Genomic DNA, 14344 nt, shown 5'->3' on the forward strand with positions numbered 1-14344 from the left:
GGGGCGCCGGAGTGGGCAAACCCGAGGTTAGCTACTAACATTTGGTAAGTGACAAGCGCCGAGATCGCCGCTCTGCGGCACTACCAACACATCGACGACACCGGCTGCCGGGTCTTCCAGGACTCGCTCGAGCTGGTCGGCCGGCGGTGGACCGGGGCGATCCTGCTCGCCGGCGTGCGGGGAGCGCGCCGGTTCGGTGAGTACCGGGCCGCCGTGATCGGCATCTCCGACCGGCTGCTCGCCCAGCGCCTCAAGGAACTCGAGTCCGACGGCTTGATCGAGCGAACGGTGATCCCGTCCTCCCCGGTCCAGATCCGCTACGCCCCCACCACCGACGGCCAGGAGCTGATGTCGCTGCTCCAGCCGCTTGTCGACTGGAGCCATCGACGCCGGCTCACACCGCGCGGCCGGGCGCGGGCGGGAGCGGGGGCGGCCGGTTGACCACCCGTTGTCCGGTCGGCGTCCCGTCCCGTCTGGGCGGTTACGCACCCGCCGTCGAAAGTGTCGGTAGTGGCGGGTACGGTCCGGCCACCAACTCAAGAAGGGGTGCGGCGATGGCGAGCGTGGCGGGTCCGGAAGCGACGCGGAGTGAGCTCCCTCCGTTGGACCGGGCCGTCCTGCAGGGCTTCTATCGCCGGATGCGGGCCGTCGCCCCCGCAGCCGTCGGCGCCATCGAGCGCGACCGTGCCGGTGAGCTCGGTGTGCCCTTCGTCGACACCGCCTGCGGCCGGCTGGCCCGGTCACTCGACGAGGACGGGCTGCGGGCGCTCGGCATGTGGGCGCACCACTGGTGCATGCGCTTCTACGACGACGACACCGGGCCCGGCCTGCGCCTCGTCCGGGAGATCGCCGGGCGGTCCCGCCTCGGCTGGACGGCCGACGAGGTGCGCTGGATGCTGCGCGAGTCACGGGTCGCCGGCCCGGCGGCCGAGGCCCGGTTCACCCTTCCGCTGGCGGCGGCCCGCGAGCTGGCGCCCGGGCAGCTGCCCGCCGCCGAGCTGACCCTCGCCGGGTGCCCCACCGGCGGGTCGACGGCGCTCGTGCCCCGCCAGCGACGCGCCTCCTGAGCGCCGGGGCGCGACGCCCGCCGGGCGAGGATGGCGGCCACTGGGGCAGGATGATCGGTGGCTGCCCTCGACGGAAGGACGATCGTGCCCGCCAGCGAACCGACCATCCTCGCCACCAGCATGGGTTTCTTCAGCCGTAAGCGCGGAACGTACGATCTGCGGCCCGGACCGATCTTCGAGCTCGGGGCCGAGCTGGCGCAGGCCGGCCCGGAACCGCGCATCTGCTACCTGGGGCAGGCGGTCGGCGACCAGCCCACCAGCTTCACCGCCCTGTACGGGGCGTTCGCGGGCACCCGGTTCCGCATGTCGCACCTGGCGCTCTTCCCGATGCCGAACGTCGACGACATCCGCGCCCACCTGCTCGCCCAGGACGTCATCTGGGTCGGCGGCGGCAGCGTGGCGAACCTCCTCGCGGTCTGGCGGGTGCACGGCCTCGACGAGATCCTGCACGAGTGCTGGCAGGCCGGGGTGGTCCTGGCCGGGGTGTCGGCCGGTTCGATCTGCTGGCACGTGGGCGGGGCCACCGACAGCTTCGGGCCGCAGCTGCGCGCGTTCACCGACGGGTTGGGCTGGCTGCCGTACGGCAACGGGGTGCACTACGACAGTGAGGAGCAGCGTCGGCCGCTGATGCACCGGCTGGTCGGCGACGGCACGCTGCCCACCTCCCACTGCACGGACGACGGCGTCGGCCTCGTTTACCGGGGCGACCAGCTCGTCGAGGCCGTCGCCGACCGGGAGGGCGTCTCGGCGTACGAGGTCAGCCGGGCCGAGGACGGCACGGTCCGGGAAACCGTCATCGCCCCGCGCCTGCTCGGCTGAGGCCACGGGTAAGCTGGCTCGTCGTGAGTCTCACCATCGGCATCGTCGGCCTGCCCAACGTCGGCAAGAGCACCCTGTTCAATGCGCTGACCAAGAACGACGTGCTCGCGGCGAACTACCCGTTCGCCACGATCGAGCCCAACGTCGGCGTTGTCGGGCTGCCGGACGAGCGGCTGCACAAGCTCGCCGAGATCTTCACCTCGCAGAAGGTGCTGCCCGCGCCGGTGTCGTTCGTCGACATCGCGGGCCTGGTCCGCGGTGCCTCGAAGGGGCAGGGCCGGGGCAACGCCTTCCTGGCGAACATCCGGGACGCCTCGGCCATCTGCCAGGTCGTCCGGGCCTTCTCCGACCCGAACGTGGTGCACGTCGACGGCAAGGTGTCCCCGTCCGACGACATCGAGACGATCAACACCGAGCTGATCCTCGCCGACATCCAGACGCTGGAGAAGGCGGTGCCGCGGCTGGAGAAGGAGGCCAAGCTCCGCAAGGACCGCGCCGCCGCCCTGACCGCCGCGAAGAAGGCCGTCGAGCTGCTGGACACGGGCGTCACCCTCTACGCGGGCGCCACTGACGCGGGCATCGAGCTGGAGCACCTGCGTGAGCTGCACCTGCTCACCACGAAGCCGTTCCTCTACGTCTTCAACGTCGACGAGGCCGAGCTCGGCAACGCGGAGTTCCTCGACGAACTGCGCGCGCTCGTCGCCCCGGCCGAGGCGATCTTCATGGACGCCAAGATCGAGTCGGAGCTGGTGGACCTGCCGGAGGACGAGGCCCGCGAGCTGCTGGAGTCGATCGGGCAGAACGAGCCGGGCCTGGACCAGCTGGTCCGGGTCGGATTCCGCACGCTCGGGCTCCAGACGTACCTCACGGCCGGCCCCAAGGAGGCGCGGGCCTGGACCGTCCCGATCGGCGCGACCGCGCCGGAGGCCGCCGGGGTCATCCACTCCGACTTCCAGCGCGGCTTCATCAAGGCCGAGGTGGTCTCCTACGGCGACCTCGTCGGGGCCGGGAGCATGTCCGCCGCCAAGGCGGCCGGCAAGGTCCGGATCGAGGGCAAGGAGTACGTCATGCAGGACGGCGACGTCGTCGAGTTCCGCTTCAACGTCTGAACTTCCAGGCCCTACCGCACGCCGTACGCCTGCCGGCTCCTAGCCACCCCTGACCCACGTCAGCATCTCCCGCCAGTGGGCCGGAGACGGTGTGTGGGCGGCGTCCTCACCGATGCGGACCTCGGCGTCGGGCATCCGGGCGGCGATCAGTGGCGCGTCGGCGACAGCTCTGCCGGGGTCGTGTCGACCAGCCCAGACGAGGACGCGGCAGGGCACGTCTCGGAGGTGGAATCCCCACGGACGAATGTCCGTCGCCAGCCAATCGCCGACCAGGCCGGCGGCTCCCTGGCGGGCGCCTTCGAGGTTGGACTCCCCACTCGGCTGCAGCCAGGTGTCCTGGCCGGTCGCAAGCAGTTCTCGGTGCTGTTTGAGGGGGTCTTCGGCGTACCAGGCGGCAGCCCGGGTCACGTAGGAGCGACCGAGTCCCGGGATGTTGCGAATCGTCCACGCTTGCAGCCGCTGTCGGCCGCGTACCGTCTGCAGCTCCCGGTACGGACCGGTGAATCCGGCGGCGACGACGCCGGTCAGACGTTGCGGGAACCGGGCACCACAGGCCACGGCGTACGGTGCGCCACCGGAGAACCCGACCACTCCGAACCGCTCGATTTCCAGCGAGGCCATCAGCGCACCGACCGCATCGGTGACGCCGAGAAGCGTTGGCCGCCGGAGAGGTGTGGACCGGCCGTATCCAGGCCGGTCCACGGTTATCAGGCGAACGTCCGCCAACGCGGCGTCGTCCGGGCGGCTGAGCCGAGAACCGGGCGTGCCGTGCAGGTACACCACGGGCACCCCGGCCGGATCGCCGTACTCCGCCCAGCCCAGGATCCGACTGTCCGGCAGTGCGAAATCCATGTCGCTCCTCGCCTCCAGCAGGAAACCGCCGGTCGCCTCCATCGGCACTCGGCCGAGTGTCACGCATCATGTGCCGCCAACCGTCGCGGATCAAGGGGAGTACGACAGCCGGCTGCCCGGAGCGCCGGCGCTGCCGTAACGGCGGTGCCCCGAGCGCCACCCAGGGCCGTCTGCGACGATCTGCCGATGCACGACACAAGGCAGCGCCGGCTGGCCGCCCAGGCCGCCTCCGACCGAATCCTCTCCGGCGCCCGGCCGGCGACCATGCGGGAGCACCTCGCCGAACTGGGTGCGGGCGCGGACCTGGACGGTCAGCCCGACTACTACGGCGACGGACCGGTGGCCGCGCTGGAGGAGCGGGTGGCGGAGCTTCTCGGCACCGAGGCCGCCGTCTTCTTCCCCACGGGAACGATGGCCCAGCAGGTCGCCCTGCGCTACGGCGCCGACCGCAGCGGGCATCGCACGGCGGCCCTCCACCCGCTCGGGCATCAGGAGGTACACGAGCGGCACGCCTACGCCCAGCTGAGCGGCTTGCGCAGCACCTGGCCGACGACCGCGCCCCGCAACCCCACCGCCGAGGAGATCAGCGCGCTCGTCGAGTCGGTGAGCACCGTGGTCATCGAGCTTCCGCTGCGTGACGCCGGCTTCGTGCTCCCCTCCTGGGACGAGCTCGTGGCCGTGTCCGCCGCGGCGCGTGCCGTCGGCGCGCGCGTGCACTTCGACGGCGCCCGGATCTGGGAGTCCACGCCCTACCTGGGGCACACCCTCGGCGAGATCGCGGGCCTCGCCGACAGCACCTACGTCTCGTTCTACAAGTCGCTCGGTGGCATCAGCGGCGGCGCGCTCGCCGGCAGCACCGAGCTCGCGGATTACGCCCGGGTCTGGCGGCACCGCTACGGCGGGCAGGTGTTCCAGCAGTGGCCTGCCGCCCTCAGCGCCCTCGCCGGCCTCGACCGGGTGCTGCCGCGCCTCCCCGAGTACGTGCGGCACGCCCGGACGGTCGCCGCGGCCCTCGCCGCGCTGCCCGGGGCGCGGGTGTATCCGGACCCACCGCACACGCACCAGTTCCGGCTCTGGCTGCCCCATCCGGCGCAGGCGCTCAACGAGGCGGCGCTGGCGCTCGCCGAGAAGGAGAAGGTGTGGTTCGTGGCCGGCTGGCAGGAGACCGAGGTGCCGGGCGTGTCGAGGACCGAGGTCACCGTCGCCGCGCCCGGCCTCGAGTGGAGCGCCGAGGAAATCGTCGAGGTCGGTGAACGGTTCCTGCACGTCGCCGGCGCGCTGCGGGACTGACCGGTCCGCCGGTGGCCGTCAGGCCGGCTGCCAGCGGAGCCACTGCTCGTCGTGCTGGAAGCCGACCCGCTGGTAGAAGCGCACCGCGCGCTCGCTGGAGTGGACCGTCACGTGCTCCAGGTCCAGCTTGCCGGCCTCTTCGAGCACGGCACCGAGCAGCTCGCCGCCGATCCCGCTGTCGCGCAGCTCGGGCACCACGTACACCGACTGGACGTCGCCGCTGCGCCGGGCCCGGTCGGCGGGCGTGGGCACCCGGTCGGCGACCATCAGCCACGCCATTCCGACCACCGAGCCGTCGACCTCGGCGAGGAAGGGGAGATGGCTCGACAGGTGGTCGGCGGCCCAGGCGGCGAACGACCGCAGGAACGCGTCGCGGTCGGTGCCGGTGTAGCCGCTCTCCTCGGTGACGCGGCGCCACCGGAGCCCGCCCAACGTCTCCGCGTCCGCCACCGTCGCGGCCCGTACGGTCACCTGCATCTGCCACCCCTGTGCGCTCGCGCGGACCAGCCCGGTGCGGCGGCGGCCGCCCCGACAGTGGATCTTAAGGGCTGCGGCGGAAGCGTCAGTTCTCGCCGAAGACCGCGAGCGCGACCTGGTAGCAGTCGAAGGCGCGGGCCGCCCCGGCGTACGCGGCGAGGTGGATGAAGAGTTCGACGATCTCCTCCTTGCTTACGCCGGAGTGCAGGGCGATCCGCAGCTGCCCGCGCAGCGGCTCGTGCGTGCCGAGCGTGGCGGCGATGGCGACGGAGACCAGCGCCCGGCTCCGGGTGTCCAACCCAGGGCGCGGCCACGACTCGCCGAAGGTCTGCATCGTGGCGAGGCGACGGAAGTCTTGACCGACCTCCGGCTCACCGGGGGCGAGCGGGAGCGTGAGCGGCGCCCCCAGAAGCCGTTCGGCGGTGTCGAGCGCCTGCTGGTAGCTCTCCGATTGGTCGGCCATCATCGCCTCTCCCGAAACCCGTACGTGCCGTCCGGTCGCCGTGTGACCGGACGCGCTCTCGCTGCCGCCCGTACCCGACCGGCGGGGCGGTCGTCTCCTCTTCCCGCTCCGCCGCCGGCTATGCCCGTGCGAGCTGCCGTCTTCGTGGCCGCTGATCGCCCGCACGGGGTCAGAGCGGCGTCGCTGAGCCGCTCGCGCGGGCGACGACGACGAGCTCCCCGTCGCCCGCCCCGACCGGCTCGCGCCGCCAGCCACCGAAGACGTGCTCGACGGAGAATCCGGCCGTCAGCAGCGAGTCGCGCAGTTCCCGTTCGCTGCGGAACCGCAGCGTGGCGGCGCTGGACAGCTCCTCCCGGCCGGGAAACACGTAGTGGTGCACGATGCCGACGGTGCCCTCCGAGATCGCCGTCATCTCGGTCCAGGCCCGCACCTCCCGGCCGTCCGGCAGGGTGACCCGGCGTCGCGAGTCGACCGGGTTCCACCGCTCCCAACGCCGGTCGGCCGGGTCACGGGAGTCGAAGAGCAGCCGGCCGCCGGGCACCAACGCCCGGCGCAGGTCACCGAGGGTGGCCGCCCACTGGGCGCGGGTCGCGAAGAACTGAGCCACATGGCTGGTCATCACGGCCACGTCGTACGTCCCGGTCGGGAGCGCGGCCGAGGTGCCCTCGACCCAGGTGACCCGGTCGGCACCGGGCTTACGGCGGGCGGCCGCGAGGGAGGCGTGCGCCGGGTCGACGCCGGTGACCCGGTGACCGGCCGCCGCCAACGCGACGGTCAGCCGCCCGGTGCCGCAGCCGAGGTCGAGCACCCGCGCCCCGGGCGTCTCGCCGACCGAGGCGAGGAAGAAGTCGTCGTCGGGGCCCCACGTGCATTCGGCGTCGTACACCTGCACCAGCCGCGGGTCCTCGAACTCCCGGTGCCTCACCGGTCCGACCTCCGGCCCGCCACGCCGCCGCCTCTCGCTCGTCTCCGCACGCCGCACCGTCGCGGTCAGGAGATGTAGTGCAGGATCACGTTGTGCACGTGGTGGCTCTTCTGCGCACCACGGAACTCCACCTCGTAGGTGTGTGTACCGACGTGGATCGCGATCGCACCCGTGGAGAAGAACGAGCCGCCCCACGACTTGTTGCTGACCACGCTCACGCTGGTGATCTTCGAGTACGGAATGCTGGTGATCGCGTACCGCTTGCCGATGAACGAGCGGTCCTGGATGATCACGCGCCGATCGGTGAGGCCGATGAAGCCGGTGCCGGTGCCGACGGCGTCGTAGACGGCGATTATCTGCTCCCCGTCGAGGAGCCCGCTCTGGATCTGCTGCAACTGCTCCTTGCGGTCGTACGTCGCGTTCGCCATGCGGGTCACGGTAGGCAGCGGGTGCCAGCCGTCGGGACGGCGCGGGTCAGCGCTCGACCGAGTCGGCCGCGGCCCGGACGAACTCACGGACCCGCGCCGTGGTGTTCGACTCCACCCAGACCGGGCCGCGCCGGATCGGCGGGGCGTCATGGATCGGCACGTAGGCGACGTCGGGGCGGGGGTAGTACCGGCGGGTGTGCTCGCCGACCGGCAGCACACCCCGCCCGAGCGCCACCAGCGACAACATCTCCGAGAACGTGTTGCCCGCCGGCCCCTTCGGCACCGGACGGCCCGACGGGGTGTGATCCGGGGTCCGGTCCCGCTTGAACCCGTCGGAGGTCGCCGCGGGGTACTGCACGACCGGGTGGTCGGCCAGCACCTCGAGCGAGACCGACTCCCTGGTGGCCAGCGGATGCCCGGCCGGTACGGCCAGTACCCGGTCCTCGGTGAGCAGCACCGGGCCGGTCGCCATCCCGTCGAAAGGGTACGCGGCGACGAGCACGTCGACCGACCCGTCGAGCAGGCTGGGCCGGGAGTTGAAGAGCTGCACCTCGCGTACCTCGACCGCACAGTCGGGATGCCGCTCGCTGAAGACGGCGACGGCCTTGAGCAGCACCGGGGCCGTCCACTCGCCGAGGAACGCGACCCGCAGCGTTCCGGTGACCCCGCGCCCGGCGTCGACGGCCCGGGCGAGCGCGTCCTCGATCCCGGCGACCAGCGGCCGGAGGTCGTCGGCGAGCTGCCGCCCGATCGGGGTGAGCCGGACGACGCGGCTGGTCCGCGCGAAGAGCGGAGCGCCGACCCGACGCTCCAGACGCTTGATCACATGGCTGACCCGGCCGGTCGTCAGCCGCAGCCGTTCGGCGGTACGCCCGAAGTGCAGCTCGTCGGCGAGGGTCAGGAACGTCTCGACCTCGTACCGCTCCAGCATCGCGCCGTCCCATCGTTGCGTCAGGGGCAACGATCGTAGCCCGAACGCGTCTTGGTGGCCGCCGACGATCGGCGGAGGCTGGAGTCGTTCCCGAGCGAGAGGCACGCCATGAGCAGCACCACCATCGACCAGTACCTGACCGATCTGCGACCGCCCCTGCGGGAGGTCGGTGAGAAGCTCCGTGCCGTCATCGACGCGGCCCTGCCCGACGCCACCGCTGGGATGTGGCACGGCCATCCGGTCTGGGGCCTCGGCGACAAGCCGGGTCAGCGACCGGTCGGCCTGGTCAAGGCGTACGGCACGTACGTCACCTTCGGGTTGTGGCGCGGGCAGGAGGTCGACGACCCGTCCGGGCGATTGGCCCCGGGGGCTCGCCGGATGGCCTCGGTCAGGCTGCGCACGGTCGCCGACGTCGACCCGACCCTCTTCACCGGCTGGCTGGGCCGGGCGCGGGAGCTGGAGCGGTGAGCGGCGTGCGGGTCACCGGGTTCGACCACCTCGTGCTCAACGTGGCCGACGTCGAGCGTTCGCTGGAGTTCTACTGCGGCCGGCTCGGCCTCGCACCGGTTCGGGTCGACGAGTGGCGTGCGGGGCGGGTCCCGTTCCCCTCGGTACGGGTCAGCTCGGACACCATCATCGACCTGGTCAGGGGCGACCGGGGGGAGTCGAACGTCGACCACTTCTGCCTGGTGGTCGCCCCACTGGACTGGGCCGCTGTGATCGACTCCGGGGCGTTCACGGTGTTGGAGGGGCCGGTCGGGAGGTTCGGGGCGCGGGGCTCCGCGACTTCGATCTACGTTCGCGACCCGGACGGCAACTCCGTCGAACTGCGCTGGTATCCGGCGGACCGGCACGGCTGACCGCCTTCCCTGACGAAGCCCCGCCGGCGGCCGGATGCACGGCTCCGGCGGGGCGCCGTTCCGAGCTGCCGCCCGATCTCTCGGTTCGGCCGCTCCTCGTTCGCGCGACGGCCCGCCGGTCAGGCTTCGGTGACCGCCCGGTACGCGTCCTCGATCCGGGCGGCGAGCAGCACCTCGCCCTCGCTGAGCGGAGTGTTGTCGTGCCCGACCCGGATCAGGGTGTGGTCCACTCGGCGGCTGATCTCCGGACGCAGGTGCAGCGCGTCCGCGACCACCTTCACCCGCTCCGTCAGCGCGGCGTGCTGGCTGTCGTCGATCACGAGGGTGCGTCGGATCTGCTCACCGTCGCGGGTCCATCCGGGGAGCAGTGTGAGCGCATCGGAGAGGTAGTCCTGCTTCGCTCGGCCGTTGAACAGCGCGCGCATCACCGCACCTCCCAGGCGCCGTTGCCGGCTTGTGGCCAAATCGTCGCCGTCCCGTGTCTTGTCGGTGGCTTCCAGTCTTTCGCCCCGCGCTTCGTGTGTCCACGCCCACACTTCCGGGTCTTGCTGACCTAGCGGCCGGATCCGGTATCCAAACCGCCGATTGATCTGGCACGCTGGACGGCCGTGCAGACCGAACGGGCGAGTGGTGGCGGGCAGGCCGCACGGCGGGACCTCAAGGTGGTCGTCGGCGCGGCGATAATCCGGGACGGACGGGTGCTCGCGTGCGCCCGCTCCGCGCCGCCGGAGGTGGCCGGCATGTGGGAGTTCCCGGGCGGCAAGGTCGAGCCGGGGGAGTCCGAGCCCGAGGCGCTGGTCCGGGAGTGCGTCGAGGAGCTGGCCGTGGACGTGGAGATCGGCGAGCGGGTCGGCCGCGACGTGCGGATGGCCCACGGCCGCTCCGTGCTCAAGGTGTACGCGGCCCAGCTGCTCGGCGACGCCCAGCCCCAGCCGCTGGAGCACTCGGCGCTGCGCTGGCTCTCCGCCGGGGAGCTGGACTCCGTGACGTGGCTGCCCGCCGATGCCCCCATCGTGGCCGCGCTCCGTCCCCTGCTGGCCGCGGACTGACCGGCCGCCAGCCGGATACCGGCGAGGCGCTCCGCGAGCGGCCACCACGGGCCGCCGAGGTTCAGGTCGCGCGCTCGGCGAGGGGACGACGCCGTTCCGGTGCTCCAGGTCGGGGAACCGGGCATCCGGGCACGATAAGGACGGGGGCCGGCGGCAAGTGCCGCGGCCCCCGTCATCGTCGTCGACGTGCTCAGTGCTTGTCCTGCTCCGGGTGGGCGAAGTTCAGGTGCTCCGGAGGGAGCGGGAACGTCACGTCGTCGCCGAACGGCGACGGCGCGGCCGCCCGGTCGAAGGTGAGCTCCGTGAGCGGCAACTTGCCCCGCTCGTCCACCGCCGGCGCGGTCGGGTGGGGAACCTCGCGGTGCCAGTTCACCCCGCTCTGCGCCTGGGCCTCGGCCTGCGGGTCGTGCGAGCCGCCGGCGTGCGAGTGCAATGAGCCCCCGACCGGGCCGGGCGTCGCCGGGCCGGCCGCGCGGGCGCTGGTCACGCTGGTCTGGGGCGTCTCACCCCGACGGAAGATCTTGCTACCAAGCCACACAAGGGGATCGTACCTGCGGTCGACGGCCCGTTCCTTCATGGGGATGATCCCGTTGTCGGTGATCTTGATGTGCTCGGGGCAGACCTCGGTGCAGCACTTGGTGATGTTGCAGTAGCCCAGGCCCATCTCCGCCTGCGCGTACTCCTTACGGTCGGTTCGGGTGTCGAGCGGGTGCATGTCCAGCTCGGCGGCGCGGATGAAGAACCGCGGCCCGGAGAAGGCCGGCTTGTTCTCCTCGTGGTCGCGGATCACGTGGCAGACGTTCTGGCAGAGGAAGCACTCGATGCACTTGCGGAACTCCTGCGAGCGCTCCACGTCGACCTGCTGCATCCGGTAGTCGCCGGGCGGCACGTCGGCCGGGGGTGCGAAGGCCGGGGTCTCCCGGGCCTTCTCGTAGTTGAACGACACGTCGGTGACCAGGTCCCGGATGACCGGGAACGTGCGCAGCGGGGCGACGGTGACGGTCTCGTTCTCCTCGAAGGTGGACATCCGCGTCATGCAGCCCAGACGAGGCTTGCCGTTGATCTCCATCGAGCAGGAGCCGCACTTGCCCGCCTTGCAGTTCCACCGGCAGGCCAGGTCCGGTGCGTCGGTGGCCTGGAGGCGATGGATCACGTCGAGGACGACCTCGCCCTCGTTCACCTCGACCATGTAGTCCTGCAGGTCGCCGCCGTCCTCGTCGCCCCGCCAGATGCGGAATTGGCGCTTGGTTCCCATCAGTTGCCCGCCTCCTCAGCGAGGGCGTCGAACTCCGTGAGTTCCTCGTCCGTCAGGTACTTGGCCAGCTCGGCGCGGTCGAACAGCCTGATCAGCTCGGGGCGCATCTTCGGCAGCGGCTTGCGGGCCAGGTTCACCGAGTCGCCCTCCAGCGAGCAGACCAGATTCACCCGGCGCCACTGCGGGTCCATGGCCGGGTGGTCCTCCCGGGTGTGCCCGCCGCGCGACTCCCGCCGCTCCAGCGCCGCCTTGGCGGTGCACTCCGAGACCACCAGCATGTTGCGCAGGTCCAGCGCGAGATGCCAGCCCGGGTTGTAGCGCCGCCCACCGGCCGCGCTCACCTTCGCCACCCGCTCCCGCAGCTCGGCGAGGCGGACCAACGCGTCTGCCAGCTCACCCTCGCGCCGGATGATGCCGACCAGATCCCCCATGACCGCCTGGAGATCCTGCTGGAGGGTGTACGGGCTCTCTCCCGTGTCGCGCTGCAACGGCGCCAGCGCCGTCTCCACCGCGGCCTCGACCGCCGGCAGCGCCACCTTCGGCCGCTCGGGCAGGCTGTCCGCGTACGAGGCGGCGTGGCCGCCCGCCCGCTTGCCGAAGACGAGCAGGTCGGAGAGGGAGTTCCCGCCGAGCCGGTTGGAGCCGTGCATGCCGCCGGAGACCTCACCGGCGGCGAAGAGGCCGCGTACGTGGCCCACCGCCGCCCCGCTGTCCGGCTCGACCTCGACGCCGCCCATCACGTAGTGGCAGGTCGGGCCGACCTCCATCGGCTCCTTGGTGATGTCGACGTCGGCCAGCTCCTTGAACTGGTGGTACATCGACGGCAGCCGTCGGCGGATCTCGTCGGCCGACTTGCGGCTGGCGATGTCGAGGTAGACGCCGCCGGCAGGCGTGCCCCGGCCGGCCTTGACCTCGCTGTTGATGGCCCGGGCCACCTCGTCACGCGGGAGCAGCTCCGGCGGGCGCCGGTTGTTGTCCGGGTCGGTGTACCAGCGGTCCGCCTCCTCCTCGGTCTCCGCGTACTGCTTGCGGAAGACGTCGGGCACGTAGTCGAACATGAACCGCTTGCCCTCGGAGTTTCGCAGCACGCCGCCGTCGCCGCGCACCGACTCGGTGACGAGGATGCCCTTCACCGACGGTGGCCAGACCATTCCGGTCGGGTGGAACTGGAGGAACTCCATGTTGATCAGGTTCGCCCCGGCGCGCAGCGCGAGCGCGTGACCGTCCCCGGTGTACTCCCACGAGTTCGAGGTGACCTTGTAGGAGCGGCCGACCCCGCCGGTCGCCAGCACCACGGCGGGCGCCTCGAAGAGGATGAACTCGCCGGACTCCCGGTAGTAGCCGAACGCCCCGGCCACCCGGTCACCGTCGAGCAGCAGCTCGGTGACGGTGGTCTCGGAGAAGACCCGGATCCGGGCGTCGTACGAGCCGAACTCGCGCTTGTCCTCCTGCTGAAGCGAGACGATCTTCTGCTGGAGGGTGCGGATCAGCTCCAGGCCGGTACGGTCGCCGACGTGCGCCAGTCGCGGGTACTCGTGGCCGCCGAAGTTGCGCTGGGAGATCTTGCCGTTCTTGGTGCGGTCGAAGAGCGCACCGTAGGTCTCCAGCTCCCAGATCCGCTGCGGCGACTCCTTCGCGTGCAGCTCGGCCATCCGGAAGTTGTTCAGGAACTTCCCGCCGCGCATGGTGTCGCGGTAGTGCACCTGCCAGTTGTCGCGCGGGTTCACGTTCCCCATCGCGGCCGCGGCGCCGCCCTCGGCCATCACGGTGTGCGCCTTGCCGAAGAGCGACTTCGAGATGATCGCCGTCTTCTTGCCGGCCAGCCGGGCCTCGATCGCCGCGCGCAGGCCGGCGCCGCCGGCACCGATCACGACGACGTCGTAGTGGTGTCGTTCGATGCGAGTGGTAGTCGTCATGTCCAGGCCCTCTAGTTGATGAACCGCAGGTCGGGGATCCAGTCGGCCGCGACCGCCATGACGTAGAAGTCGGTCAGCGCCAGGGTGCCGAGCGTGATCCAGGCGAGCTGCATGTGCCGGACGTTGAGCCAGGACACGCCGGTCCAGGCCCGGTAGCGCAGCGGGTGCTTGGAGAAGTGCTTGAGCCGTCCGCCGATGATGTGCCGGCAGGAGTGGCAGGAGATGGTGTACGCCCAGAGCATCACCACGTTGGCGATCAGGATCAGGTTGCCCAGCCCGAAGCCGAAGCCCTGCGGCGAGTGGAAGGCGAGGACCGCGTCCCAGCTGTTGATCAGCGAGATGATCACGGCGGCGTAGAAGAAGTAGCGGTGCAGGTTCTGCCCGAGCAGCGGGAAGCGGGTCTCACCGCTGTAGGTCTGGTGCCCGTCCGGTACCGCGCAGGCCGGCGGCGAGAGCCAGAACGACCGGTAGTACGCCTTGCGGTAGTAGTAGCAGGTCAGCCGGAACAGCAGCAGGAAGGGCAGGGTGAACGCGGCCTCCGGGATGATCCACCAGTCGGGGAGGATCGTTCCGAAGTGCGCCGACCCCTCGACGCACCGGTCCGTGATGCACGGTGAGTAGAACGGGGTCAGGTAGTGGAACTCCTCGACCCAGTACCACTTGTGCATGTAGACCCGGACCGTCGCGTACGCGACCCAGGCGGTGAGTCCGACGACGGTGATCAGTGGGGCGAACCACCAGCGGTCGGTGCGCAACGTCTTCGCCGCGATGGCGGCGCGCGCCCGCGCTCCCCGCGGCCTCGTTGCCGTTGATGTCATTCGAGTCGTCTCCTCGACGGGCCCGCACCCGCGCGGGCGGAACTTCCTCCGGTCGGCACGCGGACCGGCGAAACCGCACCCGCTT

18 protein-coding genes are annotated in these 14344 nt (G+C 71.3%); 8 read left to right on the forward strand and 10 right to left on the reverse strand.

The window, feature by feature from the left end; genetic code table 11:
- The first annotated feature begins 48 nt into the window (after positions 1-48).
- The 4 genes from D7044_RS11360 to ychF all read left to right on the forward strand — a co-directional run bounded on the left by D7044_RS11360 (position 49) and on the right by ychF (position 2995).
- Positions 49-441, forward strand: coding sequence for a winged helix-turn-helix transcriptional regulator (locus D7044_RS11360; RefSeq protein ID WP_199716577.1), 393 nt, complete (start codon positions 49-51; stop codon positions 439-441).
- Between the two features lie 113 nt (positions 442-554).
- Complete coding sequence (locus D7044_RS11365; protein ID WP_233563198.1) at positions 555-1067, forward strand: hypothetical protein; 513 nt, start codon at positions 555-557, stop codon at positions 1065-1067.
- Positions 1068-1151: 84 nt separating this feature from the next.
- Positions 1152-1886 carry a Type 1 glutamine amidotransferase-like domain-containing protein gene (locus tag D7044_RS11370; RefSeq protein WP_120688825.1) on the forward strand — a complete coding sequence of 245 codons (735 nt, stop codon included), beginning with the start codon at positions 1152-1154 and terminating at the stop codon, positions 1884-1886.
- Positions 1887-1909: 23 nt separating this feature from the next.
- Positions 1910-2995, forward strand: a complete 1086-nt coding sequence (gene ychF, locus D7044_RS11375) for a redox-regulated ATPase YchF (protein WP_120679130.1) — start codon at positions 1910-1912, stop codon at positions 2993-2995.
- 39 nt (positions 2996-3034) lie between these two features.
- On the opposite strand, the gene D7044_RS11380 is transcribed toward ychF, so the two are convergent.
- Positions 3035-3847, reverse strand: coding sequence for an alpha/beta fold hydrolase (locus D7044_RS11380; RefSeq protein WP_158609981.1), 813 nt, complete (start codon positions 3845-3847; stop codon positions 3035-3037).
- Positions 3848-4033: 186 nt separating this feature from the next.
- On the opposite strand from D7044_RS11380, the gene D7044_RS11385 reads away from it, so the two are divergent.
- The gene (locus tag D7044_RS11385) at positions 4034-5137 is read left to right on the forward strand and encodes a threonine aldolase family protein (protein ID WP_120688827.1); all 1104 of its coding nucleotides are present in this window, start codon (positions 4034-4036) and stop codon (positions 5135-5137) included.
- An 18-nt stretch (positions 5138-5155) separates the two neighbouring features.
- On the opposite strand, the gene D7044_RS11390 is transcribed toward D7044_RS11385, so the two are convergent.
- The 5 genes from D7044_RS11390 to D7044_RS11410 form a co-directional block, all read right to left on the reverse strand.
- On the reverse strand, positions 5156-5614 hold the full coding sequence (locus D7044_RS11390; protein WP_120679133.1) for a GNAT family N-acetyltransferase: 459 nt from the start codon (positions 5612-5614) through the stop codon (positions 5156-5158).
- Positions 5615-5699: 85 nt separating this feature from the next.
- The gene (locus D7044_RS11395; RefSeq protein WP_233564951.1) at positions 5700-6080 is read right to left on the reverse strand and encodes a carboxymuconolactone decarboxylase family protein; all 381 of its coding nucleotides are present in this window, start codon (positions 6078-6080) and stop codon (positions 5700-5702) included.
- A gap of 166 nt (positions 6081-6246) precedes the next feature.
- Entirely contained in the window at positions 6247-7002 is a 756-nt protein-coding gene (locus tag D7044_RS11400; protein WP_120688828.1) for a class I SAM-dependent methyltransferase, read from the reverse strand.
- Between the two features lie 65 nt (positions 7003-7067).
- Positions 7068-7430: a PH domain-containing protein gene (locus D7044_RS11405; RefSeq protein WP_120679139.1), complete on the reverse strand. Its 363-nt coding sequence runs from the start codon at positions 7428-7430 to the stop codon at positions 7068-7070.
- Positions 7431-7476: 46 nt separating this feature from the next.
- The gene (locus D7044_RS11410) at positions 7477-8361 is read right to left on the reverse strand and encodes a LysR family transcriptional regulator (RefSeq protein WP_120679141.1); all 885 of its coding nucleotides are present in this window, start codon (positions 8359-8361) and stop codon (positions 7477-7479) included.
- Positions 8362-8469: 108 nt separating this feature from the next.
- On the opposite strand from D7044_RS11410, the gene D7044_RS11415 reads away from it, so the two are divergent.
- Together D7044_RS11415 and D7044_RS11420 are read left to right on the forward strand one after the other, a co-directional pair.
- Positions 8470-8829 carry a DUF1801 domain-containing protein gene (locus tag D7044_RS11415; protein ID WP_120688926.1) on the forward strand — a complete coding sequence of 120 codons (360 nt, stop codon included), beginning with the start codon at positions 8470-8472 and terminating at the stop codon, positions 8827-8829.
- Complete coding sequence (locus D7044_RS11420; RefSeq protein WP_120679145.1) at positions 8826-9221, forward strand: VOC family protein; 396 nt, start codon at positions 8826-8828, stop codon at positions 9219-9221. Before D7044_RS11415 ends, D7044_RS11420 begins: the two co-directional genes overlap by 4 nt.
- A gap of 119 nt (positions 9222-9340) precedes the next feature.
- Here the strand turns inward: D7044_RS11420 and D7044_RS11425 are convergent, their stop codons facing one another.
- Entirely contained in the window at positions 9341-9646 is a 306-nt protein-coding gene (locus tag D7044_RS11425) for a 4a-hydroxytetrahydrobiopterin dehydratase (protein WP_120688829.1), read from the reverse strand.
- Between the two features lie 183 nt (positions 9647-9829).
- Between D7044_RS11425 and D7044_RS11430 the strand changes: the two genes are divergently transcribed.
- Entirely contained in the window at positions 9830-10270 is a 441-nt protein-coding gene (locus D7044_RS11430) for a (deoxy)nucleoside triphosphate pyrophosphohydrolase (RefSeq protein ID WP_120679149.1), read from the forward strand.
- Positions 10271-10460: 190 nt separating this feature from the next.
- Here the strand turns inward: D7044_RS11430 and D7044_RS11435 are convergent, their stop codons facing one another.
- The 3 genes from D7044_RS11435 to D7044_RS11445 are packed head-to-tail and all read right to left on the reverse strand — an operon-like array spanning position 10461 to position 14259.
- A complete protein-coding gene (locus D7044_RS11435) occupies positions 10461-11525 on the reverse strand; it encodes a succinate dehydrogenase/fumarate reductase iron-sulfur subunit (protein ID WP_120679151.1) in 1065 nt (354 codons plus the stop codon).
- Complete coding sequence (locus D7044_RS11440) at positions 11525-13441, reverse strand: fumarate reductase/succinate dehydrogenase flavoprotein subunit (RefSeq protein ID WP_120688830.1); 1917 nt, start codon at positions 13439-13441, stop codon at positions 11525-11527. Before D7044_RS11440 ends, D7044_RS11435 begins: the two co-directional genes overlap by 1 nt.
- An 11-nt stretch (positions 13442-13452) precedes the next feature.
- Positions 13453-14259: a hypothetical protein gene (locus tag D7044_RS11445; protein WP_120688831.1), complete on the reverse strand. Its 807-nt coding sequence runs from the start codon at positions 14257-14259 to the stop codon at positions 13453-13455.
- Positions 14260-14344: the final 85 nt, after the last annotated feature.

Origin of the sequence: Micromonospora musae (assembly GCF_003626635.1) — a bacterium.
GTDB classification, from domain to species: domain Bacteria; phylum Actinomycetota; class Actinomycetes; order Mycobacteriales; family Micromonosporaceae; genus Micromonospora; species Micromonospora musae.